Source organism: Brevundimonas sp. (genome assembly GCF_029945885.1).
Classification (GTDB): Bacteria; Pseudomonadota; Alphaproteobacteria; order Caulobacterales; family Caulobacteraceae; genus Brevundimonas.
In genome coordinates this window covers 1-26,754 of record NZ_JAQSDK010000012.1, presented here as the reverse complement: position 1 = coordinate 26,754, position 26,754 = coordinate 1, and the positions used below count along the sequence as shown (strand labels likewise).

The following is a 26,754-nucleotide window of genomic DNA, read 5'->3' as shown; positions in this document are numbered from 1 at the left end:
TGCAGGCGCTGGAGCTGCCGTATCGCAAGGTGCTGCTGTGCAAGGGCGACATGGGGTTTTCAGCGAGGAAGACCTTTGACCTGGAGGTCTGGCTGCCGTCGCAGGACACCTATCGCGAGATCAGCAGCTGCTCGAACTGCGGCGATTTTCAGAGCCGGCGCATGGACGCGCGCTTCAAACGGGCGGGCGAGAAGAAGACCGAGTTCGTGCACACGCTGAACGGCTCGGGCCTGGCGGTCGGCCGGACCCTGGTGGCGATCATGGAAAACTATCAGGACGAGGCCGGGCGGATCGCCGTGCCCGAGGTGCTGAAACGCTATATGCCCGAGGGTGTGACGCATGTGGGCGGCAAGGCCTGATGCGTATCCTCCTGACCAATGACGACGGGATCGAGGCCGAGGGCCTGGCCTGTCTGGAGCGGATCGCGCGGGCGCTGTCGGACGACGTCTGGACCGTGGCCCCGCAGACCGAACAGTCGGGCAAGGGGCGGGGCATCACCCTGACCGAGCCGCTGCGGGTCAACCAGCAGGGCGAGAAACGGTTCGCCGTGACCGGGACGCCGACCGACTGTGTGGTGCTGGCGGTCAATGATCTGATGGGCGACCAGCGGCCGGACCTGCTGCTGTCGGGGGTCAATCGCGGGCATAATGTCGGCGAGGACGTCTCCTATTCCGGGACGGTGGCCGGGGCGCTGCAGGGCATGGCCTTCGGCATCCGCTCGATCGCCCTGAGCCAGTCGCTGGAGCGCTTCCACGATGCGGTCACCGCCCACTGGGAAACGGCCGAGGCCTATGCCCCGCCGATCATCAGCCGGCTGCTGGCGCATCGCTGGGAAGACGGGGTGGTGATGAACCTGAATTTCCCCGCCCTGGCCCCCGAGGCGGTGACCGAGGTCGAGGTGACCCGCCAGGGCTTCCGCCAGGCGGGCGAGATGCATGCGGTCAAACGCACCGACCTGCGCGGGCGCGACTATTACTGGATGAGCTTTCGCGGGACGAAACAGCAGCATGCCGAGGGCACCGACCTGCGGGCGATGGACGAGGGGCGTATCTCGGTCACGCCCCTGCATATCGACCTGACCCACAGGCCCAGCGTCAATGACCTGAAGGGGTTGCTGGGCGGGGCTCCGCCGAAGACGGTGGCGGCGGCATGAAGCTGAACGACGAGCGCGCGGGGCGGCTGATTCTGGGGCTGAGGCAGCAGGGGGTCACCGACCCGCGTGTGCTGGCGGCCATGGAATCGATCGACCGCGCGGTCTTCGTGCATGAGCGGTTCCTGGACCAGGCGTGGGAGGATCAGGCCCTGCCGATCGACTGTGCCCAGACCATCAGCCAGCCCTATATCGTCGGCCTGATGACCCAGGCGCTGGACGTGCAGCCGCGCCACCGGGTGCTGGAGATCGGCACCGGCAGTGGCTACCAGTGCGCGGTGCTGAGCCGACTGGCCCGCTATGTCTATTCGGTGGAACGCTATCGCAGCCTGCTGGTCGAGGCCGAGGGCAAGCTGCGGCAGCTGGAGATCGACAATATCATCACCCGCCACGGTGACGGGGGTCTGGGCTGGCCGGAACAGGCCCCGTTCGACCGAATCATGGTCACCGCCGCCTCGCCGACCGAACCGACCGAATTGCTGAAACAGCTGAAGCCGGGCGGCATTCTGGTGGCCCCGGTGGGACGGACCTCGGTGCAGATGCTGCATCGTTATACCGGCCAGGCGGACGGCTCGTTCCAGCGTGAGAGCCTGAGTGAGGTGCGGTTCGTGCCGCTGGTCGAGGGCACCGCCAAGGAGGGATGACCGGGGACGGTTAATCTTTCCGCCCAATTTTGGCACCCTTTGACGGGTTGGCTTGTGCGGACGGACCGGGCAAACCGGACATTCACCAGACGCGTTCGACGGAGGGGCGGCATGACCGGCTTCAAGACCTGGACCAGAGTCCTGATCATCGCCGGCGCGGTGCTGACCACAGCCGCCTGCGCCAGCTATCCCGAAGCACCACGCTATTCGACCCGGCCGACGCTGCCGGGCCAGGGAGCCTATCCGCAGGGCAATGTGCCCGATGCCGGACGCCCGGTGCCGCCGCCCTATGAGGCCCCGCCGCCGGCGCGGGCCCCGAGCGAACGGATCGACGGCGGGGCCCTGCCGCCGCCGGGAGCGCCGATCGAGACCGCCACCCCGGCCTATCCGGACTCGACCTATGATGCCCCGCGTCATGCCGCCCCGCCGCCGTCGGCCGGCAGCGCCGCCCTGTCGGCCCGGGCCGGCTATGAAATCCAGCCGGGGGATACGCTGTCGGGCGTCGGGCGCCGCTTCCAGGTGCCGGTCCAGACCCTGATTGACCTGAACAACCTGGGTCCGCGCGGGGTCATCACCACGGGCCAGCGCCTGACCCTGCCGGACACGGCCGTCGACGTCGGCCGCGACCCCTATGCCACCGGCCCGTCGCCGGTCGGCGTCTATGTGCCGGACGCCGGCACCCCGCCGCCGCCGCCCCCGCCACCGCCGTCGGGCAATGCCGCCATGCCGGCGCGCCAACCGGCCGCCACGGTCGCCCCCGCCGCGCCGACGGCCGCCAGCGTCAATCTGGAATGGCCGGTTCAGGGCGACATCCTGCGCCGCTTCGGCCCCGTCGGCATGGGCGAACGCAATAACGGCATCAATATCGGGGCCTCGGCCGGGACCGAGGTCCGGGCCGCCGCCGCCGGTCGCGTCGGCTATGTCGGCGACGACCTGGCCGGGCAGGGGCTGACGGTTCTGGTCGTGCATCGCGACGGCTGGCGCTCGGTCTATGGCCATCTGGGCTCGGCCACGGTGCGGGACGGCGACGACGTGCGCGTGGGCCAGCAGATCGGTACCGTCGGCACCACGGCCGGTGACGGTCGCCCCTCGATCCATTTCGAGACCTGGCGGATGCGCGGCGACGAGCCGACCGCGATCGATCCCCTGACGGTACTGCCGCGCTAGGCCTGAAATTCAAGCGGAACGGCGCGTTGCATTGTCTGCCCACGCACCCTAGTTTCCGCGCCTCATTTCAAGGGAGTTCCGGCGACGGGCTCCGCGACCATGGAGAACGCTGTGCAGGGTATTCTGGAGGGGCCGTTCGGCACCCTGATCTTCTTCGTCCCGGTCATCGTCCTGTTCTACTTCATGCTGATCCGCCCGCAGCAGCAGCAGGCCAAGCGCCATCGCGAGATGGTCGCGGCCGTCAAGCGCGGCGACACCGTGGTCATGTCCAACGGCATGGTCGGCAAGGTCACCCGCGTCGAGACTGACGAAGCCATGGTCGAGATCGCCCAGGGCGTGAACGTCCGGGTCATCAAGGCGATGATCACCGACGTCCGCGACCGCACCGCCATCGCCGCCAACGACGCCAAGGCCTGACGTCGCCCTGAAAGGCCCGGGACTCTCCCAATGATCCATCTCTCACGCTGGAAGGTCATCCTTCTCGCCGCCACGCTCGCCTTTGGTCTGCTGTTCGGTTACGCGAATCTGCTGAGCCCGGCGCAGCGCGACGCCCTGCCGGGCTGGCTGCCGAAGAATACCCTCAACCTCGGTCTCGACCTGCAGGGCGGCTCCTATCTGCTGCTCGAGGTCGACGTTCCGGCGATGCGCGAGAAGAAGATCACCAATCTGATGGAGGACGTGCGCACCACCCTGCGCGAGGCCCGGATCAGCACCAACAACCTGCAACGCGACGCCGGGGGCACGATCGTTACCGTCGCCGACGCCGGCCAGTATGACACGGCCTTCGCCGCCCTGCAGACCCTGGCCGGTGCCCCGGGGGCCAATGGCGTCGCCGAACGCCAGGTCCAGCGCCTGTCCGACAACCGGATCCGTTTCGCCTTCAGCGATGCCGTGATGAACAGCATGAGCGCCACCGCGGTCGACCAGTCGATCGAGGTCGTGCGCCGCCGCGTCGACAAGACCGGCACCAAGGAGATCTCGATCACCCGCCAGGGCGCGGACCGGATCGTCATCCAGGCCCCGGGCGAGAGCGATCCCGAGGCCCTGGAGCGGATCATCGGCCAGACGGCCCAGCTGACCTTCCAGATGGTCGATGTCGAGAATTCGGTCGCCGATGCCCTGGCCGGACGGGTGCCGCCGGACTCCGAGCTGATGTATGGCGAGGACAACACCCCCTATCTGGTCAAGCGCCGGGTGCTGGTGTCGGGTGAGAACCTGACCCGGGCCAATGTCGACAGCGACCAGCAGGGGCGGCCGGCCATCGGCTTCCGCTTTGACGGGGCCGGCGCGCGCCGCTTCGCCGTGGCCACGGCCGCCAATATCGGCAAACCCTTCGCCATCATCCTCGACGGCAAGGTGATCTCGGCCCCGCGCATCAACAGTGCGATCACCGGCGGTCAGGGCATCATCGAGGGCGGCTATACGATCGCCTCGGCCTCGGAAATGGTGAACCTGCTGAACGGCGGGGCCCTGCCGGCACCGCTGAAGGTCGAGGAACGCCGCACCGTGACCGCCGAGCTGGGGGCCGACGCCGTCAGCGCCGGCAAGCTGTCGACGGTGATCGGCTTCCTGATCATCGTCGTCTTCATGATCGGGGCCTACGGCCTGCTGTTCGGCGGGATCTCGGTGATCGGCCTGATCCTGAACGGCCTGTTGATCATCGCCGCCATGTCGCTGACCCAGGCGACCCTGACCCTGCCCGGCATCGCCGGTCTGGTGCTGACCTTCGCGGTGGCCGTGGACGCCAATGTGCTGATCTACGAACGGATGCGTGACGAGGCCCGGGCGGGCCGTTCGGTGATCGCCTCGATGGACACCGGCTTCGGCAAGGCCTGGGGCACGATCATGGATGCCAACGTCACCACCCTGGTGGCCGCCGCCATCATGTTCGCCTTCGGTGCGGGCCCCGTTCGGGGCTTCGCCTGGACGCTGAGTATCGGCGTCGTCACCTCTATGCTCTCCGCGATCCTGACGGCCCAGGTCCTGCTGGCCTTCTGGCTCAAGGTTGCCAAACCCAAGAAACTGCCGATCGCGGACGCGGAGTGATGACGATGCGTGGATGGCCCCTGATCAAACTTCTGCCGAAGACGACGAATTTCAAATTCGTCAAATACGCCCGCGTGGCTGCGGTCCTGTCCGTCGTGCTGTGCGTCGCGTCGCTCGTGAGCGTCTTCGTGCCCGGTCTCAACATGGGCATCGACTTCCGCGGCGGGGCGGCGATGGAACTGACCCGCAGCGGCGGCCAGACCCTGGACCTGGGTGCGGTGCGTGGCGCGGTTGATGCGCTGAACATCGGTGAGGTCGGGGTGCAGGGCATCGATACCGACAGCAGCGCCATCGTGCGCTTCCAGATTCCCGCCGGTGAAGAGCAGACCGCGGTCGTACAGCGGGTGCAGGGGGCCATCAGCACCGTGGTCAGCGATGTGACCTTCTCGGGTGTGTCGGTCGTCGGCTCCAAGGTTTCCGGCGAGCTGTTCAGCAAGGGGCTCTGGGCCCTGGGCATGGCCGTGGTCCTGATGTTTGCCTACATCTGGTTCCGGTTCGAGCCGCAGTTCGGCTTCGGTGCCGTGGCCGGCCTGGTTCACGATGTGATCCTGACCTTCGGCCTGATCGTCCTGTTCAAGCTGGAGTTCAACCTGAACATGGTCGCGGCCATCCTGACGGTGATCGGCTATTCGATGAACGACACCGTGGTCGTCTTTGACCGTCTTCGTGAGAACCTGCGCAAATACAAGACCATGCCGCTGCGCGAGGTGATCGACCTGTCGATCAACGAGACCCTGTCGCGAACCATTATCACCGGCATGACGGCGGTGATGGTGCTGGCGGCCCTGGCCGTCTACGGCGGCGCGGCCCTGTTCGGCTTCTCGCTGGCGCTGATGTTCGGCATCATCATCGGCACCTATTCGTCGATCTATGTCGGCGCACCGATCATCCTGCTGTGGGGTGTGAAGCGCGGCAGCCGCGACGAGGAAGCCACGGCCATCAAGCTGGGCATGGCCAGCCGCCCTTAGGGACGTCTGTATTCCCGCCGGGTTCGCCCGGCGCTATGATCACGAATCGTCGCGTATCGCGCCGCCTTGGGAGGGGCTGGACATGGGCAAGCTGCTATCGAATTTCCGCAATACCATCCTGCTGAGCCTCGTGCTGGCCGGGGTGATGATCTTCGCCTTCGGCAGTGTCTCGCCCGGCGGCTTTGACGGCCTGTTCTGGCAGGCGGTGCTGCGCTGGACCCACGTTCTGGCCGGCATCCTGTGGATCGGCCTGCTGTACTATTTCAACTTCGTCCAGATCCGGGTCATGCCGTCGATTCCGGCCGAGCTGAAGCCGGCCATCGGCAAATACATCGCGCCCGAGGCCCTGTTCTGGTTCCGCTGGTCGGCCCTGGCGACCGTGGTCGCCGGCCTGGGGGTCATGTTCATGCGCGGCCACGCCTATGCGATGGAGGTGCTGTCGTTCGGCCTGGCCGGTGGCCTGACCGAGGACCAGAAGGGATTCACCCTGATGGGGATCGGCGTCTGGCTGGCCATCGTCATGTTCCTCAACGTCTGGGGCATCATCTGGCCGAACCAGAAGCGGGCCCTCGGCATGATCGTGGTCGACGACGCCGCCAAGGCCAAGGCCGCCCGCGTCGCCATGCTGGCCAGCCGCACCAATACGCTGCTGTCCCTGCCCATGCTGACCGCCATGGCGATGTACCAGACCCTGTTCGGCTGATCCGCCGGTTCAAACCAGACGCGGGGCCGGGAAGGGCGACCTTTCCGGCCTTGCGCGTTATTGAAGTCCGATGACCGATCTCGACGCCCAGGTCCGTGCCGCCGACATCGACCGCTGGCTGTCCAGCCGGTTCGTGGCCGAGGTGCAGGCCCGGTCGGACCTGATCACCCTCTATGCCTTTGAGGCCGAGTTGCTGGCGATCCCGACCCGGGTGACCCAGCCGCTGCTGGCCGAGATGCGTTACGTCTGGTGGCGCGAACAGATGGACGGGGTGTTCGCCGGCACCGCCCGCAAGGGCCATCCGGTGCTGGAGGCCCTGACCGATCTGGTGAACCGCCATACGCTGGAGCGGGCCCCGTTCGATGCCCTGATCGAGGCCCATGTCGGCCGGGTCCACGGCGAACCGCATGATCTGGACGCCTTCTATGTCGGGCCGATGCAGACGGCGGTGCGGGTGCTGGCCGGACCGGGACTGGACGGAGCGGTCGTGACGGCCGGTCGGATACGCGGCCTGGGCCAGGTCGGGCGAACGGATGAGGCGCGGGGGTTGCGGGCGGCCGCGAACCGGGCGCTGAAGGCGCTGCCGGCCGAGGCCTTTCCGGCCGTGGCCCATGCCGCGCTGACGCGGACGGATGCGCCCGAACCGGTCAAGCGGCTGCGGTTGACCTGGAGCGTGGCGACCGGGCGGGTCTGACCGCCGGTCGCGGATCGGCCAGCAATGGCAGGGTTTTGCAGCGACGCCGGTGACGGTCCTGCCGAGCGATGACCATGTGGTCTCGCCGGGCTGCTATACCGGGAGCAATATCGCCACGGGTAAAGTGCTGGACGCCCAGTGGGTGGACGCGGTGACCCCGGACTGACCGGGGTCGGTCACGGGGCCGGTATTCCCTACGCCTTGGCGATCACCGCCGCGATCTCGTCCGGGGTCTGATGCCTCAGGTCCTTGGCGATTTCGCCGACCAGTTTCGCCTCGAGTGCCTTGTGCCAGTGTTTGCGCAGCTCCCCCAGGGCGCGGGGGGGCGCGATGACAACCAGATCGTCGAACTCGCCCGACAGCGCCATTTGATTCAGCAGGGCGGCGACGCCGGCGGCGAATCCGTCTTCAGCCTGGGTGTCGTTGTCCGGGTTGGCGGAGCTGGAGCGGTGTCCGGCCGTGCCCGATGTCCTGTCCGGCACCGATGCCGACGGCAGGGCGGTAAGCTCGGGTGTATGGGTGCCGCTGTTCCTGAACAGGTTCAGTGTCTCGCCATCGACGACGGCGACCAGGGTACCGGGAGAAAGCATCATGAGCAGAAATCCTTTGGGTGAGCAGGCAAGTGAATAGCTGAAGTCCGGCGCGGTTCCCCGGCCGGATCGATCCGGAATCAGGGCCTGGCGAGTGGGACGATGCCGCGCCAGCGTTCCCGTCCCGCTGTACAGTGGTCGATCCGGCGGCCGCGTGATTTGCGCTGGATCAACGATCCTGCCAGATCGACGGCACAGGTTGTTTGAAACCTATCAGGAGCCTGACTGTGAGCCTCGCCACAACCGACCGTTCGCCGCCCGCCTACAGCCGCCTGTCCATCGCCCTGCACTGGCTGATGCTGCTGCTGCTGGTGGCGGTCTATGCCACCATCCTGCTGCGCCAGGAATTTCCGAAAGGCAGCGACAGCCGCGAGGCCTTCAAGGCCTGGCATTTCAGCCTGGGACTGACGGTCTTCATCCTGGTCTGGGTGCGGGTGATCGCGCGCGGTTTTGGCGGAAACCGGCCCCGGCCGGCCGGGGTGGCCGCCTGGGCCGCGTCAGCAGGGCATCTGGCACTGTACGGCTTCATGATCGCCATGCCCCTGCTGGGCTGGCTGACCCTGAGCGCCGAAGGTGATCCGGTGCGGCTGTTCGGCCTCGGCCTGCCCGCCCTGACGGGTGCGAACGAGGCGCTTGCCGATCGAACCAAGGAGATTCACGAGACCCTGGGCACGGTCGGCTACTGGCTGGTCGGCCTGCATGCGGTGGCGGCCCTGATCCACCACTATGTGCTGAAGGACGGGACCCTCCGCCGGATGATGCCCCGCTGATCGGGCGGTAGCGTCCCATCCGGCCTTCAGCGCTGTCCGGAACGCGACGGCCCTGGCCGGTCAGCGCGTCGGAAAGTCCGTTACGTCACCCGACCAGACGGCCCTGTTCGGCGAGCTCTCGAAGGCCCAGCGGATCAGATTGGCGGTGTTGCGCGCCGCGCCACGCATGACGGGGCGAGGCAGGCCGCCGGCGTGGGGCGCGTGCATGGCCCGGGCCCAGTCGGGCAGCAGGTCCAGACCCGCCTGCATGATCACGCCGGCGGCGATGTCGATCGCAGGCGAGCCGACGGTCTGGGCCATAACGAGGGCCGCGACCTCGTGGGTGCGGGCGTCGGCGCGCAGCCGGGGGCGGTACGACTGGATCAGCGCCTCGGCCCCGGCCCGGGTGCGGGGCACGGGATCGGCGTTCAACGCCTGGCCGATCACCGCCATCTCGTCGAAATAGGCGTCCTGTTCGGCCATCGGCATCGTGGGCTCGGCATAGCGAATCCAGGCGTCGAGGAAGCTGATCGTCTCGGTCACATGGACCCAGGCCAGCAGGGCGGGGTCGGTGACACGATAGGGGGTGCCGTCGGGCAGGGTGCCGCCCAGCTTCGCATGGATACGGTTGACCCGGTCCAGTGCGGCGCGGCCCGCATCGGCATGGTCATAGGTGGTGCGGGCGATGAATTTGGCCGTGCGCCGCAGCCGGCCGTGCATGTCGGCGCGGAAGTCGGAGTGATCCCAGACCCCGGCCAGCACCGCGGGATGCAACATCTGCAGCAACAGGCCCGAGACGCCGCCGATCATCATGGTGACGACGTCACCATTGACCCTCCACGCCACACTGTCGGGGGCGAACAGGGCGTCGGCGCGGCGCAGCACCGGCCGCTCGCCCTTGTCGGCGTCGTTGAAGACGTCACTGATCCGCTGACGAATGGCCGCGCGGGCGAAGTCCAACACCGGGATTCAGCCCTCCGCGCGTTCTAGCTTTTCGATACGGCGATCGAGATCAACAACGACAGCGTCGAGCCGGTCCTTTTCTGAGGCCATGTCGACCGGGGTTCCGTCCTCATAGTGAATCCGCGCTCCCTGGTTGATCATGTCGAGCCGGAACAGGGTCGTAACCCTGCGGGCCTTCAGCCGGTCGAGTTCGGTTTCCTGCGTCGTCATCAGGCCGCGTCCCGCCAGGCCTTCAGGGCTTCCAGCGCGCGGATGCTCATCAGACGTTTCTTGGCCCGCCCCCGTTCCTTGAGCGGAATCTTGACCCCGTCCTCGGTGACCTTGGGGGCCTCCAGCGGCGGCAGCAGGCCGTAGTTGATGTTCATCGGCTGGAATTTGGAGATGCCGCCCGGACCGTCGAGGTGGCCGCCGGTGATGTGTTCGACCAGCGCTCCCATGGCGGTGTGGACCGGCGGCGACTCCAGCGGGCGGCCGAGGCGCTCAGCCGCGGCGAGGCGGCCGGTCAGCAGGCCCATGGCCGCGCTTTCGACATAGCCCTCGACCCCGGTGACCTGGCCGGCGAAGCGCAGGCGGGGCATGGCCTTCAGCCGCAGCTGGCGGTCCAGCAGTTTGGGCGAGTTGAGGAAGGTGTTGCGGTGCAGGCCGCCGAGGCGGGCGAACTGGGCCTCGTGCAGGCCGGGGATCATGCGGAAGACCTCGGCCTGGGCCCCGTGCTTCAGCTTGGTCTGGAAGCCGACCATGTTGAACAATGTGCCCAGCGCATTGTCCTGACGCAGCTGGACGATGCCATAGGCCTTGACCTGGGGGTCACGCGGATTGGTCAGGCCGACCGGCTTCATCGGGCCATGGCGCAGGGTTTCGCGGCCGCGTTCAGCCATCACCTCGATCGGCAAACAGCCGTCGAAATAGGGGACGTTCTCCCACTCCTTGAACTCGGCCTTGGGCCCGTCCAGCAGGGCGTCGATGAAGGCCTCGTACTGTTCCTTGTCCATCGGGCAGTTGACGTAGGCGGCGGCGTCCCCGCCCGGGCCTTCCTTGTCGTAGCGTGACTGACGCCAGGCGATGTCGAAATCGATGCTGTCGGCGTGGACGATGGGGGCGATGGCGTCGAAGAAGCTGAGGGCGTCCTCGCCGGTCAGTTCGAGGATGGCGGCGGCCAGGGCCGGGGAGGTCAGGGGGCCGCTGGCGACGATGACATTGTCCCAGTCTTCCGGCGGCAGGCCGGCGATCTCCTCGCGGACGATGGTGATCAGGGGGTGGGCCTCCAGTTCGGCGGTCACCGCCTGCGAGAAGCCGTCACGGTCGACCGCCAGGGCCCCGCCGGCGGGCACCTGATGGGCGTCGCCGCAGCGCATGATGATCGAGTCGAGGGCCCGCATCTCGGCGTGCAACAGGCCGACGGCGTTATGCTCCCAGTCGTCGGAGCGGAAAGAGTTGGAGCAGACCAGCTCGGCCAGGCCATCCGTATGGTGGGCGTCGGTCTTGACGCCGGGCACGCCGCGCATCTCGTGCAGGACGACGGGGACACCGGCCGAGGCGATCTGCCAGGCGGCCTCGGAACCGGCGAGGCCGCCGCCGATGATGTGAATGGGGGCGGGGGAGGAGGCTGTCATGGACGGCTTCTAGCCTTGCCGCCGCATCCGGGCTAGCGTGGCCGCGGGCAATAGGGGGGTCTAATGGCCAGATTTTCAATCGGTACTGCGTTCGGCGATGCGTTCGGCCTTGTGGGGCGACGACCGCTGTCTGTTTTTGTGTGGGGTCTGTTGATCCTGTTGCCGACGGCCGCGACCTTCCTGGTCATGCTGCCGATGATGGGCGAGGTGATCGCTTCGGCCGAGACAGGGACCGAGCCGGAATTCAGTCGGATGCTGCAGTTCCAGGGCATGAGCGGCCTGCTCAACATCCTGCAGCTGCTGGTTATTGCCGTGGTCTACACCGCCGTGATGCGCGCGGCCGTCCGGCCGAAGGAGACGGGCTTCTTCTCGCTGCGCCTCGGCATGGACGAGTTTCGTGTCGCCGTGGTCGGTATTGCCGCCATGGTCGGCATCTATGTGGCCCTGATCGTCCTGGTCCTGCTGGGCGCGGCCGTCGGCTATGCCGTCTGGCAGCTGAATTCGCCGGGCAACTGGATGGCGATCTCGGCCCTGGTGCTGGTGCTGGTTCTCGGTGTCTGGCTGATGATGGCGCGGATCAGCCTGATCGCCCCGGCCAGTGTGCTGTACCGGGACTTCGCCTTTGTTCAGGGCTGGCGTCTGGGGCGGGGCCAGACCTGGCCGCTGTTCGGCATGATGGTGTTGCTGTGCCTGATCGTCCTGCTGATCGAGATAGCCCTGGGCGTCGCGGTCCTCGCAGCCGTCGGGATGGGCAGTGTCGTTACGGACGCGCAGACCTTCGAGGCCTGGGCCAATCCGGCCAACTGGGGCGACCCGATCCCGTGGATGACAGCCAACTGGCCCTGGTGCGCCCTCGGCGGTGTGGTTCTGTCGTTCATTTACGGCGTGTTCGTCACCCTGGGCATCGCGCCCTTTGCCTCGGCCTGCCGCCAGCTGGCGGACAGCAGTGCCCCGCCGCCCGTCACCGAACCAGTGGCGGAACCGGCGCACGCGCCGGAACTTTGATCCCGTCCAGACCCGCAGGAGACATGCGATGAGTTTTTCCGCCACCGAGGCTGCTTTCGAAGGCTTCCGCGTCGTTCGGCGCAAGCCGCTGACCGTTATATTCTGGGCCCTGGCCTATATCGCCATGATGGGGACGCTGTTTGCCCTGGCCGGCGGTTCGATCGCCAGCCTGATGGCGGCGATGGAGGGCCTGCAGGGGTCCCAGGAGCCGAGCCCGGAACAGATGGCGGCGATCTGGAGAAGCTATGTGCCGCTCTTCGCCCTGGTCATTCCCGTATCCCTGCTGTTCGGGTCGGTGATGAACGCTGCCGTGGTCCGGTCCGTGGTGCGGCCAGAACAGAGCGCCTTCGGCTATCTGCGACTGGGGATGGACGAGTTGCGGACCCTGGCCGTGACCATCGTCCTGGCGGTCCTGTATGGGATCTTCCTGATGGTCGCCGCCATGGCCGTGGGTATCCTGGCCGGGTTCACGGCCAATGCCGGTATTCCCGCCCTGTGGATTCTGGTGGTGCTGGCCGGCCTGGGCCTCGTCGTCCTGCTGGTCTGGCTGGCGGTACGGTTCAGCCTGGCGGTGCCGATCACGGTCGCCGAGGGCCGGATCGCCATCTTCGATTCCTTCGCCATGACGCGCAAACACGTCTGGCCGTTGATCGGCATGGCGATCATCGCCTGGATCATGTCGATGGTCGTCGGCCTGCTGGGCGGACTGGTGGCCCTGCCGGTGACGATGCTGCTGGGGACCGGCGGCGATCTGGCGACGATGGACGGACAGACCACCCTGCAGATCCTTCAGGCGGCCTGGCCGATGGTCGCGGGCTGGATCGCGGTCCAGTCCGTCCTGTCGGCCCTGCAACTGGCCGTGGTCTATGCGCCCTATTCGGCCGCCTATCGCGACCTGAAGGCGGGCTGACGGACAGGAGCGAACCGCCGACCGGTCAGGCGGGCTTTTTGGTCCTGACCGGTCTGGCCTTCGGCGTTTCGACCGCCGCGCGGGTCAGGGCCGCCACCCGGGCCTTGCGACGGGTTTCGTGGCGGTCCAGCACCTCCTTGAGGTAGCGACCGGTCCAGCTGGCCGGGTCGGCGGCGACCTGTTCCGGGGTGCCGGTGGCGACGATCTCGCCGCCGCCCTCACCACCCTCGGGCCCGAAGTCGAGCAGCCAGTCGGCGACCTTGATCACATCCAGATTGTGCTCGATGACGACGATGGTGTTGCCAGCCTCGACCAGTTCCTGGAGCACTTCCAGCAGTTTGCGGATGTCCTCGAAATGCAGGCCGGTCGTCGGCTCATCGAGGATGTAGAGGGTCTTGCCAGTGGCCCGTTTCGACAGTTCCTTGGACAATTTGACCCGCTGGGCCTCGCCACCCGACAGGGTGGTGGCCGACTGGCCCACCTGGACATAGCCGAGACCGACCCGTTCCAGGGTCAGCATCTTGTCGCGGATCGGCGGCACGGCCTTGAAGAAGGTCGCTGCCTCCTCGACGGTCATGTCGAGAACGTCGGAGATGCTCTTGCCCTTGAAGACGATTTCCAGCGTCTCGCGGTTGTAGCGTTTGCCCTTGCAGATGTCGCAGGTGACATAGACGTCGGGCAGGAAATGCATCTCGATCTTGATCAGGCCGTCGCCGGAACAGGCCTCGCAGCGGCCGCCCTTGACGTTGAAGCTGAAGCGGCCGGGGCCGTAGCCACGGGCTTTTGACTCCGGCAGGCCGGCGTACCAGTCGCGGATCGGGCCGAAGGCGCCGGTATAGGTGGCCGGGTTCGAACGCGGGGTGCGGCCGATCGGGCTCTGGTCGATGTCGATGACCTTGTCGAAATTCTCGAGCCCCTCGATCCGGTCGAAATTGGCCGGGGCGTCCGACGCATTGTGCAGCCGACGCGCGGCGGCCTTGTACAGGGTCTCGATGGTGAAGGTGGACTTGCCGCCGCCGGACACGCCGGTGACGCAGGTGAACAGACCGACCGGGATCTCCCCGGTGACGTTCTTGAGATTGTTGCCCGTGGCCCCGCTGATCTTCAGCATCTTCTTGCGGTTGATCGGGCGGCGTCCGTCGACGGGCAGGGCGATCTCGCGCTCGCCGGACAGGTATTTGCCGGTCAGGGACGCGGGATTGGCCAGCACCTCGGCCGGGGTGCCTTCGGCGCAGATGTGGCCGCCGTGAACGCCAGCGGCGGGGCCCATGTCGATCACATAGTCAGCGGTGAGGATGGCCTCCTCGTCATGCTCGACGACGAGCACGGAATTGCCGAGGTCGCGCAGGCCGCGCAGGCTTTCCAGCAGGCGGGAATTGTCGCGCTGGTGCAGGCCGATCGAGGGTTCGTCCAGCACATAGAGGACGCCGGTCAGGCCCGAGCCGATCTGGCTGGCCAGACGGATACGCTGGCTCTCGCCGCCGGACAGGGTGCCCGAGGCGCGCGACAGACTGAGATAGTCGAGGCCGACATTGTTGAGGAAGCGCAGCCGGTCGCTGATCTCCTTGAGGATGCGGCGGCCGATCTCGAGCTGTTTGTCGGTCAGCCGCTCGGCCAGGGTCGAAACCCAGAGGTAGGCTTTCGAAATCGACAGGAAGCTGATGTCGGCGATGTCCGAGCCGTCGATCCGGACGGCCAGGGCCTCGGGCTTGAGGCGTTTGCCGCCGCAGGCCTCGCACGGGGTCTCGGACTGGTAGCGACCCAGTTCCTCGCGCACCCAGGCGCTGTCGGTCTCGCGCCAGCGGCGTTCCAGGTTCGGCAGCACGCCCTCGAAGGTCTTGGAGACCTCATAGGTGCGGGCATTGTCGTCATAGACGAATTTGATCTTCTCGGAGCCGGTGCCGCGCAGGATCACAGACTGGGCCTGTTCCGGCAGGTCGCGCCAGGGCTTGTCCATCGAGAAGCCGTAGTGGCGCGACAGGGCCTGAAGCGTCTGGGTGTAGAGGGGCGAGGGCCCCTTGGACCAGGGGGCGACGGCCCCCTTGTGCAGGGCCTTGTCGCGGTCGGGGATGACCAGGTCGGCGTCGAAGGCCAGCTTGACTCCCAGACCATCGCAGGTCGGGCAGGCCCCGAACGGATTGTTGAACGAGAACAGGCGCGGTTCGATTTCGGCGATGGTGAAACCGGAGACGGGGCAGGCGAATTTCTCGGAGAAGACGATGCGACGCGGCTCCTCGCCCTCGGGCGGACTGGCCCATTCGGCGGTGGCCAGGCCGTCGGCCAGGTTCAGGGCGGTCTGGAGACTATCGGCATAGCGGGCCTCGAGCCCGGCCTTGGTGACGATACGATCAACGACGATGTCGATGTCGTGTTTGAGCTTCTTGTCGAGGACCGGGGCGTCCTCGATGGCGTAGAAATCGCCGTCGATCTTGAGCCGCTGGAAGCCGGTACGCTGCCATTCGGCGATCTCCTTGCGGTATTCGCCCTTGCGGCCGCGCACGACCGGGGCCAGCAGCAGCAGGCGCTCGCCCTCCGGCAGGGCGGTCAATTTGTCGACCATCATGGAGACGGTCTGGCTCTCGATCGGCAGGCCGGTGGCTGGCGAATAGGGTACGCCAACCCGGGCCCAGAGCAGGCGCATATAGTCGTGGATCTCGGTCACGGTGCCGACCGTCGAGCGCGGGTTCTTTGAAGTGGTCTTCTGTTCGATCGAGATGGCCGGGGACAGACCCTCGATCAGGTCGACGTCGGGCTTGCCCATCAGTTCGAGGAACTGGCGGGCATAGGCCGACAGGCTCTCGACATAGCGGCGCTGGCCCTCGGCATAGATGGTGTCGAAGGCGAGGGAGGATTTGCCCGAGCCGGACAGGCCGGTCATCACGACCAGCTGTTCGCGCGGGATATCGACGTCCACGCCCTTGAGATTATGTTCGCGGGCACCGCGGACGCGGATGAAATTGTGTTTTTCGGTCATGGAATCCGGAAACGCGGCGGGATCGGCAGGGGTCAGGGCCACACCGCTATATGGGGATCAATTCGCGGGTTTCAGCAAGAACAATATAAGAACATTTGCCCGGCCAGAAAGCCTGTCCGATTCCACCCGGCCCCCGGCGATGCGGGCCTGACAGGCAGAACGGGATCACCTGCAGCCCTGGTCGGCGGCATCACCGCCCGGGTCGGGATGGTGTGAGGCTGTCCGAAATTTAACGGGTTCCGGGCCCGTTTCCGTTGGATGGTGGGCTCAATCAGCCGGAGGCTGTCACACCGAGCCGTACAGGAAATGGCCCATGAGAAATCCGTTCAACGCGTCCCTGTTCGCCGTTCTGGTCCTGTCGGTCGCTGTCCTTCCAACGGTCGCGGCCGCCCAGTCCGGCGAGGACTATCGCGCGGCCTTCCATCCCGATCAGTTGAAGGGTCCCGCTGTCGGCACGCCGAACGAGGTGCTCGTTCTCGGGACGCAGCACCTGTCCAGTCTTGGCGACACGTTTCGACCCGAGATGCTGGAACCCCTGCTGATCCGGCTTGAGGCCTGGAGGCCGACCGCCATCGCGACCGAGAACCTGTCAGGCCTGCAGTGCGACAGCCTGCGGCGCTATCCGAGCCGCTACGCCGACTCGGTGGCGGGCTATTGTCCCGATCCGACGGCGGCGGGGCTGGCCACCGGACTGGATGTGCCGGCCGCCAATGCCGAGGCAGAGCGGTTGCTGGCGGCCTGGCCCGAGCGGCCGCTGCCCGGACAGCGGCGCCGACTGGCGGCGGTCTTGCTGGCCGCGGGAGAGCCGGGATCGGCGCTTGTGCAATGGCTTCGACTGGTCCCGGACGAGCGGCGGGCGGAAGACGGCCTGACGGATGCGCTTGTGGCGAACCTGAATCGGCGCAAGGACAGTCCCAACGAGACCAACCTCATCGCCGCCGTCCTGGCCGCACGCCTCGGTCTGGAACGGCTGTGGAGTGTGGATGACCATTCGGCGGACACCCCGGATTCGGCCGAGCCGGAGGCCTACAGTGCGGCGATCATGGCGGCCTGGGACAATCCCGCGACCCACGCCCGCCAGGAGGCCGATGCCCGCCTGACCGCCGGCCTGGCGCGCGAAGACGGCGTGCTGGACATGTACCGGACCTACAATGCGCCCGAAGCGGCGATGCAGGTCTATCAGTCGGACTTCGGTGCGGCCCTGATGGAGCCGTCACCGCAGGGCTTCGGTCGCAGCTACCTGGCCTACTGGGAGACGCGCAACCTGCGCATGGTGGCCAATATCCGGGACGTGCTGGGGCTTAAGCCAGGCACCCGGCTGCTGGCGATCGTCGGGGCGTCCCACAAGGGCTACTATGAAGCCTATCTCGACCAGATGCATGACGTGAAGCTGACCGACGCCATCGCCGTGCTGCGGTAACGGGACGGGTACCTGACGCAAGCGCTTACCGGTCGGGGGATCGCGGCGGCACCCAGGCCTCGGTCGGCCGCACATAGCGTTCGCCCTTGCGCAGCAGGACGCCGTTGGCCCCGGCGATGCCCAGTTCGAGGCTTTCGGCGATGCGCTGGGCCCGTTCGATGAAATGGTCGGCCGCCGCCGGCGGGCAGACGTCGCGGGCCGTGGCCCGGAACAGCTCCAGCCATCGGTCGAAATGGCGGCCGTCGACCGGCAGGGGCAGGTGTTTGGGCATGGGGCGGCCGTGATAGACGCCGGTCATCAGGGCGACCGAGGACCAGAACAGCTTCATCTGCGCCAGATGCGGGCCCCAGTCGCGGATGCGTCCGGCGAAGACCGGTCCGATCAGGGCGTCGTCGCGGACGCGGTCGTAGAAGCTGTCGACCAGACGCGAGATCATGGCCGGATCGATTCCGGTGTCCGCCTCGATAGCGCGCGTGATGGTCTCGCGGCGGGAGGGGGAGGGCAGACCGGCGGTGTCTGGCGACGGGGGCATGGCCCTGACATAGGCGGTTGCGGCCCCGGAGGCCATCGACCCGCGACACCGCGTCGCCGTCACCCAACCGTGAGCGGAAGTCCCTTGCGGCAGCCGGCTTCAGACGCCATTCTCAACCTCTCGCGTCAGTACAAGAGGCACACATCCCATGATCCACGCCCTGGAAATCGGTCTGGCCCTTTCCCTCGCTACGGTCGTGGCCGGGCTTGTGGCGCTGACACCGCGGCCAAAGCCGGTGCCGATCCGCATTCGTGCCGACTGCACCCGTCGGCACCGGGGCGACTGATCCCGGGTACGGGCCTACCGATAACGATGACGGAAGCGTCCGGCGGGGTCAGCCCCAGCCGGTGACCTCACCCTGACGTCGCCGCACAGGAGTCGCCCTGGCGGGCACCGGCATGACCGGATCCGCCGACGGCCGGCCGAACAGAAAACCCTGCCCCATATCGACGCCGAGCGCGCGGACCGCATCGGCCTGGGCCTCGGTCTCGATCATCTCGGCGATGGTCGCCACCTTCAATGAGCGGCACAGGCCGACCAGATGGCCCAGCAGGGTGCGGGTTCGCTCACTGGTATCGACGTCACGAATGAAGCTGCCGTCGATCTTGACGATGTCGACCGACAGGTTCTGCAGATATTCGAACGAGGCCGCCCCGACCCCGAAATCGTCGAGGCAGACCCGGATGCCCGCGTCGCGAAGCAGGCCGAGGCGGCGGTTGGCGGCTTCCAGGTCGCCGACGGCTGCGGTCTCGGTGACCTCGATCAACAGGCGGGACCGGACCTCGGGGAAGGGCTGGGTCATTTTCAGCAGGGTCTGGATATAGATGTCGTTGGACAGGGACGCGCCCGACAGGTTCACCGCGACCGTGAGGTGGGTAAAGCCGGGCCGGCGCATCTGCTGCAGGGCCTTTTCGACCACGGCCCGGTCGAATTTGTCGATCAGGCCGAGGGCTTCGGCCAGGGCAACGGTCCCGGCGGGGCTTTCGTCATCGAACCGGGCCAGGGCTTCGAGGTGATGGATCTCACCGGTCCGCAGATCGTGAATCGGCTGGAAATGCAGCTTGAAGTCACGCTTCTTCACCAGGGCCGAAAAGCGTTCGGCCTCCTGCAGCGTGTGTTTGAGGTTTTCGGAGAAGATCTGGTCGGGACGGAGGTTTTGGCCGCTCTCGATACAGGCCTTGAGCGCGACGCGGAGCGCCCGCATGACCAGTCCGGGGGGCAGGCCGGCGTCGATGCCGGCCTGGGTCGAGGTCGACAGGATGTCCAGTCCCTCGGCGGCCCCGGCGTCACGGACCTGTTCGACGAGGGCGGCGGTGTCATCGCCGGGATTACACAGGACGGCGAACCGCTCGGGCGTCAGGCGCGCCGCGCTGGCACCGTCGATCGACGCCGACTGCAGGGCCGCTTCGATCCGGGCCTCGGCGCGGCGGTGCGATTCATCCGTTTCGGTGCCCAGGCCGGGGATGTCGACGAAGGCCAGGGACACTTCATCGCTCTTGCGACCCTCATCGAGGGCGAGCTGGACACGATTGATCAGCGTGTCGGCGTCCAGCATCGGCGGGGCCTGGGGCACGGCCAGGGCGAAGGCCGTCCCCTCATAGGACAGGGCGCAGGACACCGCCGGGGCGATCTCGGGCAGCAGGAAGATCCGCAGTCGGGCCCGGCGCACATGGTCCTTGTCGCAGACGACCACGACATCAACTGCCGGACACCGCACGCCCGGCTGGAGTTTGGCCAGGGCGTCCGTGAGGACGACGGCGCTGGCCCTGCCGAGAAGCGATTTGAGCGGCCGCCCGACCCAGGTGGTCCCGGGGTCGATTCCGGACACGGGTCCGGCCCCGATCGCCATCACGACGCGACCGTCGACGTCGATCTCGATCAGGGTGTCGGCAGACGCAAAGGCGAGGCCGAGAAGGCGCGGGGAAATACTCATCCGTCACCTCTGCGCCCGGATTCGTAAAGGACGCGGCGACGAACAGGCTTAACGGGATACGATCAGGCGGTACGATTCAACGCCACGGCGCGGCCGTCACCGGCTGCGGCCCGGCCTGACGACCCATAGGCCGAGGGAGAGCCGCGGACGTTGGCGACCTCCTCGGCGATGGCCTTGACCAGACCCTCGGAAATAACCCGGGCCGCCTCAACCGCGTGGACGTGGCGAGCCAGCACAGCCTCGAAGGCTTCGGTGGCCCGGATCAAGCCCTTGCGTTCGCGAAGTCCGCCGCCGGCGAAGACCGCCGGATTGGCCTTCACCTGGGCCGATTCCCGCCGGTACAGATTGGCGAGGTCACGGGTCTCGGCCATGCCGACCGCGACGTCCTGCGGGCGACGGGCCTCGAAGGCCCGGGATTCCTCGATCAGGCGCTGGGTCAGCCGCTCGGTCAGGGTGATCAGCTGGCGCAAACGGCCGGTGGCATTGAGATCAGAAGCCTCTTCGGCGGCGCTGCGAGGGGTCATGCGGGTTGCTCCTGCATCTTCAGCATTTCGGTCATGACCCGGTCAGCCAGACCGATGCCGCCGGCCTTGACCGTCTGTTTGGCCATGGCGTCGACGAGAAAGCCGCGCCAGGTCGACTCGGCCTCGCCGCCGCCGAACGGACCATCGGTCGACAGCCCCTCGAACATCGGCTTCAGCATCTGGGACAGGAAGGAGGCCTCGAAGGCTTCCGCCGTCTCGCGGGTCCGGGCGACGTCGGCCGCGGTGGCGGCCGGGCGCGCGGCCAGGGGCTGGAGCAGGGCGGCGGGAACGGACAGGTCGCTCATGATCACATCACCTCGATATCGGCCTGGAGGGCACCGGCGGCCTTGATCGCCTGCAGGATGCCGATCATGTCGCGCGGGCTGACCCCCAGGGCGTTGAGCCCGTTGACCAGGGTCGACAGGGAGGTGCCGCCGTTGACGATGCGAATCTCCCGACCCAGCTCCTCCTCGACGGTCACGGTCGACTCGGGCACGACCGCCGTCTCGCCGCGACTGAAGGGCAGGGGCTGGCTGACCTGGGCGGATTCCTGCACAGATATGGTCAGATTGCCCTGGGCGATGGCGACGGTGGAGACGCGAACCGCATCCCCCATGACGATGACGCCGTTGACCTCATCGATGATCACCTTGGCCGGGACATCAACCCGGACGGTCAGGTTCTCGACCTGGCTGATGAAGCCGGCCATGCCCATCTGGCCCGGTGCGCGCAGGGCGATGACGGTGCCGTTCTCGGCCATGGCCGTGCCGGGATAGACCTGGTTGATCGCCGCGGAGACGCGCTGGGCCGTGGTGAAGTCGGGGTTGCGCAGGGTCAGCCGGACCTCGTCCATATTGGCCAGTTCAAAGCCGGTCTCGCGTTCGACCACCCCGCCCGAGGCGATACGGCCGGCGGTGGGGACGCCGCGGGTCACCGAGGAGCCGGAGCCGCCCGAGGCCGAGACCGCCCCGGTCTGGATCGATCCCTGGGCCACGGCATAGACCTCGCCATCGGCTCCCTGGAGGCTGGTGACCAGGACCTGGCCGCCCAGCAGGCTCTTGGCGTCGCACATGGCGGCGACATTGACGTCGATGCGCGAGCCGGGCGTCGAGAACGGCGGCAGTTCGGCGGTGACCATGACGGCCGCGATATTCTTGGTATTGGCATTGGCCCCGCGGATGTTGACGCCCTGGCGTTCCATCATGCCCTCGAGCGACTGGCGGGTCAGCGGGCAGTTGCGTAGCGAGTCCCCGGTGCCGTTCAGCCCGACCACGAGGCCGTAGCCGACGAGCTGGTTGGTGCGGACGCCCTCGACCGCGGCGATGTCCTTGATTCGGGACTGGGCCGCCACCGGGGTGGCAATCCCGGCCAGAACGAGCGGTGCGAGCAAGGCGGCGAGCAGTTTTTTCATAGGTCGGACGTCCAATGACTGGTGTCGTGATTAACCTTGCGAGGATCGTGCCGCGAAAATAATGCAGGAAAAACAGCGACGGGGTCTGATCGCCCCCGGAAAGTGGCGGCAAAATCTGCCGGGCCATTAACCAAACAGTGACGGACCCCGGCCAGTGTCGGGCATCAGTTGGAGTTCGCCCGCATGAAGGTCACCGGCCCGTCGGGTCCGTCGTCGTCATCGTCTTCCGCCCGGCCGTCGCGAAGCGGCGGTGGCTTTGCCCTGCCTGCCGCCTCAGGCGCGACTCCGGCCGGAGCAACACCCTCGGCCGGCGGGGTCTCCGGCGTGGCCGGGGTCTCGGCCCTGATGGCCCTGCAGGGCGTCGAGGACGCGACCGAACGCCGGCGTCGGGCGATCCGGCGCGGCAACGGCCTGCTGGACCGGCTGGAAGAGGTGAAGCTGGCCCTGTTGTCCGGCGAGGCCGGTGAGGGGGCGCTGGAGCGGCTGGCCCGCACCCTGCGCGAGGAACGATCGCTGGACGGCGACCCCGGTCTGGACGGCCTGCTGGACCAGATCGATATCCGCGCCGCAGTGGAACTGGCCAAGGCCGATCTACGCCGCACCGCAACATAAATCACCGATTTCAACGGGATATTCTCGGCCTGAGGGCGAAAGTGATGAAGAATTGTCACGTTTCCGCGCCGAGGCACGCTTGTCGACATCACTCTGACGCGAACCGCGTTGCGACGACTCTTCACCCCTCCTATAGGCAGGGCTGCGCCGCAGGGGGGTGCTTAGAAGAAGAGCGTGAGTGCGATGAACGCATTAACGTCTACCGTTGTCGAGGCCGGGGCCGCTTACAAGCCCAGCGACGATGAGCCGTTCATGAGCGAGCGACAGCTCGCCTATTTCAAGCAGAAATTGCTGGCCTGGAAGGAAGACATTCTGCGCGAGTCGCGTGGAACCGTCGTCAATCTCAAGGCCGAGACCGAGAACCATCCCGACCTCGTGGACCGGGCCTCTTCGGAGTCCGACCGGGCCCTCGAACTGCGGACCCGGGATCGTCAGCGCAAATTGATCTCCAAGATCGAGGATGCGCTGCGCCGGATCGAGGATGGCAACTACGGCTACTGCGAGGAAACCGGCGAGCCCATCTCTCTCGGGCGGCTGGAAGCCCGTCCGACGGCGACCCTGTCGGTCGAGGCCCAGGAGCGGCATGAGCGTCGCGAGCGGGTCCACCGGGACGATTGATCGTCGGCTGACGGCACAGCGGCTTGACTTGCGGAGGTGGTGGCGCGACCAACGCGCCTCGCTTTCGAGGTTACCACATACATGTCCGTCAAGGTTCGTTTCGCCCCGTCGCCCACCGGCAAGCTGCACGTCGGCAATGTCCGCACGGCCCTGATCAACTGGCTCTTCGCCCGGGCCCATGGCGGCCAGTTCGTCCTGCGTATCGATGACACCGATCTGGCGCGGTCCACCGCCGCCTTCGAACAGGGCATCGAGGACGATCTGACCTGGCTGGGTCTGGTCTGGGACGAGCGATTCAACCAGTCCAAACGTTTTGACCGCTATGAGGCGGCCGCTGAACGGCTGAAGGCCGCCGGGCGTCTGTATCCCTGCTATGAGACCGGCGATGAGCTGGACCGCCGCCGCAAGGTGCAGCTGTCGCGGGGCCTGCCGCCGATCTATGACCGCGCCGCCCTGGACCTGACCGACGCCGAAAAGGCCGCCTATGAGGCCGAAGGGCGCAAGCCGCACTGGCGTTTCCGCCTCGAGGGCAAGCGCGTCGCCTGGGAAGACCTGGCGCGGGGTCATGCCGAGGTTGATACCGCCTCGATGTCCGACCCGGTCCTGATCCGCGAAGACGGCCTGTTCCTCTATACGCTGCCGTCGGTCGTCGATGACATCGAGATGGCCATCACCCACGTGATCCGGGGTGAGGACCATGTGACCAATACCGGAGCCCAGATCGAGATTTTCGAAGCCCTGGGCGGCCCCATCCCCGACTTCGGTCATACGACCCTGCTGGTCGGGGCCGATGGTCAGGCCCTGTCAAAACGGATCGGTTCGCTGTCGATCAGCGAGATGCGCGAGATGGGCTATGAGCCGATCGCCATCACCAGCCATCTGGGCCGGATCGGCACCTCCGACCCGCTGGAAGTCGGGGAGTCGGTCGAGGCCCTGGGACAGAGCTTCGCCTTCGCCAAGATGGGCCGCTCGCCGGCGCGCTATGACACGGCGGATCTGGACCGGCTCAATGCCCAGGCCCTGCATGCCATGCCCTATGAAGTCGCGCGCGCGCGGCTGGCGGCCCTGGACTGCGATCTGGGCGAGGCCTTCTGGACGCTGATGCGGCAGAACCTGCAGAAATTCGATGATGTGAAGGCTCTGGCGGTTCTGGTCCGCGGGCCGGTCACCCCCGTCATCGAGGACCCGGCCTTTGCTGCGGCGGCGCTGGCGGTCCTGCCGGAAACGCTCGACGAGACGGCCTGGTCGACGTGGACGAATGCAGTCAAGGAATCGACCGGGGCCAAGGGCAAGGCCCTGTTCATGCCGTTGCGGCATATCCTGACCGGACAGGCGCACGGGCCGGATATGGCCACCCTGGTGCCGATGATCGGTCGCGACCGGATCGTGCAGCGTCTGAAGGGCGAGGCGGCCTGAGGCCGACCCCGCCCCGCAGGCCTCAGTCGGCGTTGCAGACGGCCAGTTCGGCGGCCGTCAGGGCCGTACCCTTGTAGGAAAAGGCGGTGACCTTGCCGAGGCGGGCCACGACGCGGCGGCAGGCGCGCGATGCCGGCTGGCTGGCGCGGGCGGCGGCCGTGCAGACCGCGCCTTCGCAACGCCAGGCGGCACCGTCGATGATGGTGGTGCCGGCAGGGGCACTGACGGCGTCGGCCAGGGTGAGAGCGGTTTCCGCGGGCGACTGGGCCAGGGCGGGCGCGGCAGCGAACATAACCGCAGCGATGATCAGGGCACGCATGGGGGCAACTCCGGATAAGGCGGGGCTGGAGCGCCCCGGACCGCCAATGTCAGTTTTCTATAAAAACTGTCAACTACCGTTTCGCAAGAAGACGGACATCAGCACCTGATCACTGATTACTTAACGGCGATCATGTTGCAAGGCCGGTGTGTGTTCCGCCTCGCGAATGGCGGCGATGGCGGCCTCGACCGTATCGCAGACCACCCAGGCCTGGAGGAAGGACGGCGGGGTCATGCCCTCGTCGACCGTATGTTGCATCAGGGCAAAAAGGGTTTCCCAGAAGCCATTGATATTGAGAAAGATAACCGGCTTGGCGTGGAGATCGAGGCGCTTCCAGGACAGAAGTTCGATGACCTCCTCGAGGGTTCCGACCCCGCCGGGGGCGACGACGAAGGCGTCGGACTGATCGTACATCAGCGTCTTGCGCTCGTGCATCGAGGTGACGACGATGGTCTCGACCTCGTCGTAGAGCCGCTCACGACTGCGCAGGAAGCCCGGCATGATCCCGACGACCCGGCCGCCGGCCTCGTGGGCTCCACGGGCCGAGGCCCCCATCAGACCGACCCCGCCGCCGCCATAGACCAGCCGCCAGCCCTGCGCCGCCGTGGCTGCGCCAAAGGCCCGGGCCGCGACCGTATAGTCAGGGTGGGCAGTGTCGGACGAGCCGCAGAACAGGCAGACGGACAGGCCGTCGAACGGAGCGATGGTGACGGGAGTGGACGACATGATTCCTCAGGCGCGAAGGGGGAGACAGCAAGCGTCCGGGCGCGCTATCTGGGACAACAGCCATATAGTGCCGGTGATGAGTATGAAACGTCGGATCGCATCGGGCGCCGCCGTCGGGCTGGCGCTGTCCCTCGGCCTGGTCACCGGCTGCACCGAGCCCGGTCCCGTTGCGACCCCGACGCCGTCTGGGCCCGCCAGCAGCTGGACCGCGCCGCCACGAATCACCTCGGTCAGCGTGGCCGCTGACGGCCTGACGGTGCGCGGCCTGGCCGATCCCGGTGGACGGGTCGTGTTGCGACAGGAGGCCGGGGCCGCCTATGCCGCCAGCAGCGACGACGACGGGCGTTTTGAAATTCGCATGGCCGCGCCCGCTGAAGACCTGCTGCTGATTCCCGAGGCCCAGGTCGGACAGGATGCGGTTCCGGCACCCGAACAGCTGCTGATTCTGCGTGGCGGCAACGGCCCGATCGTCCTGCTCCGTCCGGGACGCGCCAGCCTGCGCCTCGACTCCGCACCGGTGCTGGCCGCGATCGACAGCGACGGCCGGGTGCTGCTGGCGTCAGGGCGCACCGGATCCACGGCCCAGAGTGTTCCGGTCTCGGTCGGCAGCGCCCCGGTCATGAATGCGATCCCGGACGCAGACGGCCGCTGGACCGCCGTTCTTAACCGGGCCGGTGCTGGCGGGGTGACCGTGCGGGTGCGGGACGCGGCCTTTGACTATCCGGGCGATTCGGCTGCGTCGGGCGGTGCGTTTTCCGCCGAGCGGGCCGGTTCCGGCTGGCGCGTGCGCTGGAAGGGGGCGGCCGGAGCCCCGCAGACGACCTGGCTGCCGGATCGCGGCAGCTGACGCTGTTAGGGTTGGCTTAACCGAAACAGTCGAGTCAGGGATGGTCTTCCTTCTTTGGAGACACCCACCATCACCAAACCACTTCAGCCCGGCGCGTGCGTCGGGCTTTTTTCTTGGCAATTTGCCGGGAAGGGAAGGCGAGTGGCTCCGCGGGTAGGATTCGAACCTACGACCAGCCGATTAACAGTCGGCTGCTCTACCACTGAGCTACCGCGGAACA

General features: G+C 67.1%; 30 protein-coding genes and 1 tRNA gene. 18 read left to right on the top strand and 13 right to left on the bottom strand.

The window, feature by feature from the left end; translation table 11 throughout:
• The 9 genes from PSV00_RS06545 to PSV00_RS06505 form a co-directional block, all read left to right on the top strand.
• A partial coding sequence (locus PSV00_RS06545) for an aminoacyl--tRNA ligase-related protein (protein WP_366944639.1) occupies positions 1-359 on the top strand: 359 nt, incomplete at its 5' end.
• The gene (gene surE / locus PSV00_RS06540) at positions 359-1,153 is read left to right on the top strand and encodes a 5'/3'-nucleotidase SurE (protein WP_300445712.1); all 795 of its coding nucleotides are present in this window, start codon (positions 359-361) and stop codon (positions 1,151-1,153) included. The genes PSV00_RS06545 and surE, both read left to right, overlap by 1 nt.
• Positions 1,150-1,794, top strand: a complete 645-nt coding sequence (locus PSV00_RS06535) for a protein-L-isoaspartate(D-aspartate) O-methyltransferase (RefSeq protein WP_300445711.1) — start codon at positions 1,150-1,152, stop codon at positions 1,792-1,794. The genes surE and PSV00_RS06535 overlap by 4 nt, the downstream gene beginning before the upstream one ends.
• Positions 1,795-1,905: 111 nt before the next feature.
• A complete protein-coding gene (locus PSV00_RS06530) occupies positions 1,906-2,961 on the top strand; it encodes a peptidoglycan DD-metalloendopeptidase family protein (RefSeq protein ID WP_300445710.1) in 1,056 nt (351 codons plus the stop codon).
• A gap of 111 nt (positions 2,962-3,072) precedes the next feature.
• Complete coding sequence (yajC, locus tag PSV00_RS06525; RefSeq protein ID WP_300445709.1) at positions 3,073-3,378, top strand: preprotein translocase subunit YajC; 306 nt, start codon at positions 3,073-3,075, stop codon at positions 3,376-3,378.
• 30 nt (positions 3,379-3,408) lie between these two features.
• Entirely contained in the window at positions 3,409-5,007 is a 1,599-nt protein-coding gene (gene secD / locus PSV00_RS06520) for a protein translocase subunit SecD (RefSeq protein ID WP_300445708.1), read from the top strand.
• A complete protein-coding gene (gene secF / locus PSV00_RS06515) occupies positions 5,007-5,975 on the top strand; it encodes a protein translocase subunit SecF (protein ID WP_300445707.1) in 969 nt (322 codons plus the stop codon). Before secD ends, secF begins: the two co-directional genes overlap by 1 nt.
• A gap of 82 nt (positions 5,976-6,057) precedes the next feature.
• A complete protein-coding gene (locus tag PSV00_RS06510) occupies positions 6,058-6,678 on the top strand; it encodes a hypothetical protein (RefSeq protein WP_300445706.1) in 621 nt (206 codons plus the stop codon).
• A 70-nt stretch (positions 6,679-6,748) separates the two neighbouring features.
• Complete coding sequence (locus PSV00_RS06505; RefSeq protein WP_300445705.1) at positions 6,749-7,372, top strand: squalene/phytoene synthase family protein; 624 nt, start codon at positions 6,749-6,751, stop codon at positions 7,370-7,372.
• A 194-nt stretch (positions 7,373-7,566) separates the two neighbouring features.
• Here PSV00_RS06505 and PSV00_RS06500 read toward each other — a convergent pair whose 3' ends face one another.
• A complete protein-coding gene (locus PSV00_RS06500; RefSeq protein ID WP_300445704.1) occupies positions 7,567-7,965 on the bottom strand; it encodes a host attachment protein in 399 nt (132 codons plus the stop codon).
• Between the two features lie 224 nt (positions 7,966-8,189).
• Between PSV00_RS06500 and PSV00_RS06495 the strand changes: the two genes are divergently transcribed.
• Positions 8,190-8,732, top strand: a complete 543-nt coding sequence (locus PSV00_RS06495) for a cytochrome b (protein ID WP_300445703.1) — start codon at positions 8,190-8,192, stop codon at positions 8,730-8,732.
• Positions 8,733-8,792: 60 nt separating this feature from the next.
• Here PSV00_RS06495 and PSV00_RS06490 read toward each other — a convergent pair whose 3' ends face one another.
• The 3 genes from PSV00_RS06490 to trmFO are packed head-to-tail and all read right to left on the bottom strand — an operon-like array spanning position 8,793 to position 11,287.
• Positions 8,793-9,671: an oxygenase MpaB family protein gene (locus PSV00_RS06490; RefSeq protein ID WP_300445702.1), complete on the bottom strand. Its 879-nt coding sequence runs from the start codon at positions 9,669-9,671 to the stop codon at positions 8,793-8,795.
• Positions 9,672-9,680: 9 nt separating this feature from the next.
• Positions 9,681-9,884 carry a hypothetical protein gene (locus PSV00_RS06485; RefSeq protein ID WP_300445701.1) on the bottom strand — a complete coding sequence of 68 codons (204 nt, stop codon included), beginning with the start codon at positions 9,882-9,884 and terminating at the stop codon, positions 9,681-9,683.
• Positions 9,884-11,287 carry a methylenetetrahydrofolate--tRNA-(uracil(54)-C(5))-methyltransferase (FADH(2)-oxidizing) TrmFO gene (gene trmFO / locus PSV00_RS06480; RefSeq protein WP_300445700.1) on the bottom strand — a complete coding sequence of 468 codons (1,404 nt, stop codon included), beginning with the start codon at positions 11,285-11,287 and terminating at the stop codon, positions 9,884-9,886. The genes PSV00_RS06485 and trmFO overlap by 1 nt, the downstream gene beginning before the upstream one ends.
• A 63-nt stretch (positions 11,288-11,350) precedes the next feature.
• On the opposite strand from trmFO, the gene PSV00_RS06475 reads away from it, so the two are divergent.
• Positions 11,351-12,292, top strand: a complete 942-nt coding sequence (locus PSV00_RS06475; protein ID WP_300445699.1) for a hypothetical protein — start codon at positions 11,351-11,353, stop codon at positions 12,290-12,292.
• A 28-nt stretch (positions 12,293-12,320) separates the two neighbouring features.
• Positions 12,321-13,202 carry a hypothetical protein gene (locus PSV00_RS06470; protein WP_300445698.1) on the top strand — a complete coding sequence of 294 codons (882 nt, stop codon included), beginning with the start codon at positions 12,321-12,323 and terminating at the stop codon, positions 13,200-13,202.
• A gap of 25 nt (positions 13,203-13,227) precedes the next feature.
• Here the strand turns inward: PSV00_RS06470 and uvrA are convergent, their stop codons facing one another.
• Positions 13,228-16,176: an excinuclease ABC subunit UvrA gene (uvrA, locus tag PSV00_RS06465; RefSeq protein WP_300445697.1), complete on the bottom strand. Its 2,949-nt coding sequence runs from the start codon at positions 16,174-16,176 to the stop codon at positions 13,228-13,230.
• Positions 16,177-16,489: 313 nt separating this feature from the next.
• On the opposite strand from uvrA, the gene PSV00_RS06460 reads away from it, so the two are divergent.
• The gene (locus PSV00_RS06460) at positions 16,490-17,596 is read left to right on the top strand and encodes a DUF5694 domain-containing protein (protein ID WP_300445696.1); all 1,107 of its coding nucleotides are present in this window, start codon (positions 16,490-16,492) and stop codon (positions 17,594-17,596) included.
• A 25-nt stretch (positions 17,597-17,621) separates the two neighbouring features.
• On the opposite strand, the gene PSV00_RS06455 is transcribed toward PSV00_RS06460, so the two are convergent.
• The gene (locus PSV00_RS06455; RefSeq protein WP_300445695.1) at positions 17,622-18,128 is read right to left on the bottom strand and encodes a group III truncated hemoglobin; all 507 of its coding nucleotides are present in this window, start codon (positions 18,126-18,128) and stop codon (positions 17,622-17,624) included.
• Positions 18,129-18,276: 148 nt separating this feature from the next.
• Between PSV00_RS06455 and PSV00_RS06450 the strand changes: the two genes are divergently transcribed.
• The gene (locus PSV00_RS06450; RefSeq protein WP_300445694.1) at positions 18,277-18,414 is read left to right on the top strand and encodes a hypothetical protein; all 138 of its coding nucleotides are present in this window, start codon (positions 18,277-18,279) and stop codon (positions 18,412-18,414) included.
• Positions 18,415-18,462: 48 nt separating this feature from the next.
• Here the strand turns inward: PSV00_RS06450 and PSV00_RS06445 are convergent, their stop codons facing one another.
• The 4 genes from PSV00_RS06445 to PSV00_RS06430 form a co-directional block, all read right to left on the bottom strand.
• Positions 18,463-20,061, bottom strand: coding sequence for an EAL domain-containing protein (locus PSV00_RS06445; protein ID WP_300445693.1), 1,599 nt, complete (start codon positions 20,059-20,061; stop codon positions 18,463-18,465).
• Positions 20,062-20,123: 62 nt separating this feature from the next.
• Positions 20,124-20,585, bottom strand: a complete 462-nt coding sequence (locus PSV00_RS06440) for a flagellar basal-body protein FlbY (protein WP_300445692.1) — start codon at positions 20,583-20,585, stop codon at positions 20,124-20,126.
• Positions 20,582-20,890 carry a rod-binding protein gene (locus tag PSV00_RS06435; protein WP_300445691.1) on the bottom strand — a complete coding sequence of 103 codons (309 nt, stop codon included), beginning with the start codon at positions 20,888-20,890 and terminating at the stop codon, positions 20,582-20,584. Before PSV00_RS06435 ends, PSV00_RS06440 begins: the two co-directional genes overlap by 4 nt.
• Positions 20,891-20,892: 2 nt before the next feature.
• Complete coding sequence (locus PSV00_RS06430) at positions 20,893-21,996, bottom strand: flagellar basal body P-ring protein FlgI (RefSeq protein ID WP_300445690.1); 1,104 nt, start codon at positions 21,994-21,996, stop codon at positions 20,893-20,895.
• 183 nt (positions 21,997-22,179) lie between these two features.
• On the opposite strand from PSV00_RS06430, the gene PSV00_RS06425 reads away from it, so the two are divergent.
• The 3 genes from PSV00_RS06425 (at position 22,180) to gltX (ending at position 24,642) form a co-directional block, all read left to right on the top strand.
• Positions 22,180-22,608: a flagellar assembly protein FliX gene (locus PSV00_RS06425; RefSeq protein ID WP_300445689.1), complete on the top strand. Its 429-nt coding sequence runs from the start codon at positions 22,180-22,182 to the stop codon at positions 22,606-22,608.
• 183 nt (positions 22,609-22,791) lie between these two features.
• Positions 22,792-23,226, top strand: a complete 435-nt coding sequence (gene dksA, locus PSV00_RS06420; RefSeq protein WP_300445688.1) for an RNA polymerase-binding protein DksA — start codon at positions 22,792-22,794, stop codon at positions 23,224-23,226.
• Positions 23,227-23,307: 81 nt separating this feature from the next.
• Entirely contained in the window at positions 23,308-24,642 is a 1,335-nt protein-coding gene (gene gltX / locus PSV00_RS06415; protein ID WP_300445687.1) for a glutamate--tRNA ligase, read from the top strand.
• Between the two features lie 22 nt (positions 24,643-24,664).
• Here gltX and PSV00_RS06410 read toward each other — a convergent pair whose 3' ends face one another.
• Both PSV00_RS06410 and PSV00_RS06405 read right to left on the bottom strand, forming a co-directional pair.
• Entirely contained in the window at positions 24,665-24,961 is a 297-nt protein-coding gene (locus PSV00_RS06410; protein ID WP_300445686.1) for a hypothetical protein, read from the bottom strand.
• Between the two features lie 120 nt (positions 24,962-25,081).
• Complete coding sequence (locus tag PSV00_RS06405; protein ID WP_300445685.1) at positions 25,082-25,687, bottom strand: TIGR00730 family Rossman fold protein; 606 nt, start codon at positions 25,685-25,687, stop codon at positions 25,082-25,084.
• 82 nt (positions 25,688-25,769) lie between these two features.
• Here PSV00_RS06405 and PSV00_RS06400 point away from each other — a divergent pair, with 82 nt between their 5' ends.
• A complete protein-coding gene (locus PSV00_RS06400; protein ID WP_300445684.1) occupies positions 25,770-26,534 on the top strand; it encodes a hypothetical protein in 765 nt (254 codons plus the stop codon).
• Between the two features lie 142 nt (positions 26,535-26,676).
• Here the strand turns inward: PSV00_RS06400 and PSV00_RS06395 are convergent.
• Positions 26,677-26,751, bottom strand: a tRNA-Asn gene (locus tag PSV00_RS06395).
• Positions 26,752-26,754 lie beyond the last annotated feature (3 nt).

Excerpts from the sequence above, each read along its gene's own strand:
- PSV00_RS06535 (WP_300445711.1), top strand. The coding sequence starts at position 1,150 with ATGAAGCTGAACGACGAGCGCGCGGGGCGGCTGATTCTGGGGCTGAGG.
- secD (WP_300445708.1), top strand. The coding sequence starts at position 3,409 with ATGATCCATCTCTCACGCTGGAAGGTCATCCTTCTCGCCGCCACGCTC.
- PSV00_RS06435 (WP_300445691.1), bottom strand. The coding sequence starts at position 20,890 with ATGAGCGACCTGTCCGTTCCCGCCGCCCTGCTCCAGCCCCTGGCCGCG.
- dksA (WP_300445688.1), top strand. The coding sequence starts at position 22,792 with ATGAACGCATTAACGTCTACCGTTGTCGAGGCCGGGGCCGCTTACAAG.
- trmFO (WP_300445700.1), bottom strand. The coding sequence starts at position 11,287 with ATGACAGCCTCCTCCCCCGCCCCCATTCACATCATCGGCGGCGGCCTC.
- PSV00_RS06445 (WP_300445693.1), bottom strand. The coding sequence starts at position 20,061 with ATGAGTATTTCCCCGCGCCTTCTCGGCCTCGCCTTTGCGTCTGCCGAC.
- PSV00_RS06500 (WP_300445704.1), bottom strand. The coding sequence starts at position 7,965 with ATGATGCTTTCTCCCGGTACCCTGGTCGCCGTCGTCGATGGCGAGACA.
- PSV00_RS06530 (WP_300445710.1), top strand. The coding sequence starts at position 1,906 with ATGACCGGCTTCAAGACCTGGACCAGAGTCCTGATCATCGCCGGCGCG.
- uvrA (WP_300445697.1), bottom strand. The coding sequence starts at position 16,176 with ATGACCGAAAAACACAATTTCATCCGCGTCCGCGGTGCCCGCGAACAT.
- gltX (WP_300445687.1), top strand. The coding sequence starts at position 23,308 with ATGTCCGTCAAGGTTCGTTTCGCCCCGTCGCCCACCGGCAAGCTGCAC.
- PSV00_RS06510 (WP_300445706.1), top strand. The coding sequence starts at position 6,058 with ATGGGCAAGCTGCTATCGAATTTCCGCAATACCATCCTGCTGAGCCTC.
- PSV00_RS06455 (WP_300445695.1), bottom strand. The coding sequence starts at position 18,128 with ATGCCCCCGTCGCCAGACACCGCCGGTCTGCCCTCCCCCTCCCGCCGC.
- surE (WP_300445712.1), top strand. The coding sequence starts at position 359 with ATGCGTATCCTCCTGACCAATGACGACGGGATCGAGGCCGAGGGCCTG.
- PSV00_RS06460 (WP_300445696.1), top strand. The coding sequence starts at position 16,490 with ATGAGAAATCCGTTCAACGCGTCCCTGTTCGCCGTTCTGGTCCTGTCG.
- secF (WP_300445707.1), top strand. The coding sequence starts at position 5,007 with ATGACGATGCGTGGATGGCCCCTGATCAAACTTCTGCCGAAGACGACG.
- PSV00_RS06400 (WP_300445684.1), top strand. The coding sequence starts at position 25,770 with ATGAAACGTCGGATCGCATCGGGCGCCGCCGTCGGGCTGGCGCTGTCC.
- PSV00_RS06405 (WP_300445685.1), bottom strand. The coding sequence starts at position 25,687 with ATGTCGTCCACTCCCGTCACCATCGCTCCGTTCGACGGCCTGTCCGTC.
- PSV00_RS06410 (WP_300445686.1), bottom strand. The coding sequence starts at position 24,961 with ATGCGTGCCCTGATCATCGCTGCGGTTATGTTCGCTGCCGCGCCCGCC.
- PSV00_RS06425 (WP_300445689.1), top strand. The coding sequence starts at position 22,180 with ATGAAGGTCACCGGCCCGTCGGGTCCGTCGTCGTCATCGTCTTCCGCC.
- PSV00_RS06440 (WP_300445692.1), bottom strand. The coding sequence starts at position 20,585 with ATGACCCCTCGCAGCGCCGCCGAAGAGGCTTCTGATCTCAATGCCACC.
- PSV00_RS06450 (WP_300445694.1), top strand. The coding sequence starts at position 18,277 with ATGATCCACGCCCTGGAAATCGGTCTGGCCCTTTCCCTCGCTACGGTC.
- PSV00_RS06430 (WP_300445690.1), bottom strand. The coding sequence starts at position 21,996 with ATGAAAAAACTGCTCGCCGCCTTGCTCGCACCGCTCGTTCTGGCCGGG.
- PSV00_RS06470 (WP_300445698.1), top strand. The coding sequence starts at position 12,321 with ATGAGTTTTTCCGCCACCGAGGCTGCTTTCGAAGGCTTCCGCGTCGTT.
- PSV00_RS06505 (WP_300445705.1), top strand. The coding sequence starts at position 6,749 with ATGACCGATCTCGACGCCCAGGTCCGTGCCGCCGACATCGACCGCTGG.
- PSV00_RS06485 (WP_300445701.1), bottom strand. The coding sequence starts at position 9,884 with ATGACGACGCAGGAAACCGAACTCGACCGGCTGAAGGCCCGCAGGGTT.
- PSV00_RS06475 (WP_300445699.1), top strand. The coding sequence starts at position 11,351 with ATGGCCAGATTTTCAATCGGTACTGCGTTCGGCGATGCGTTCGGCCTT.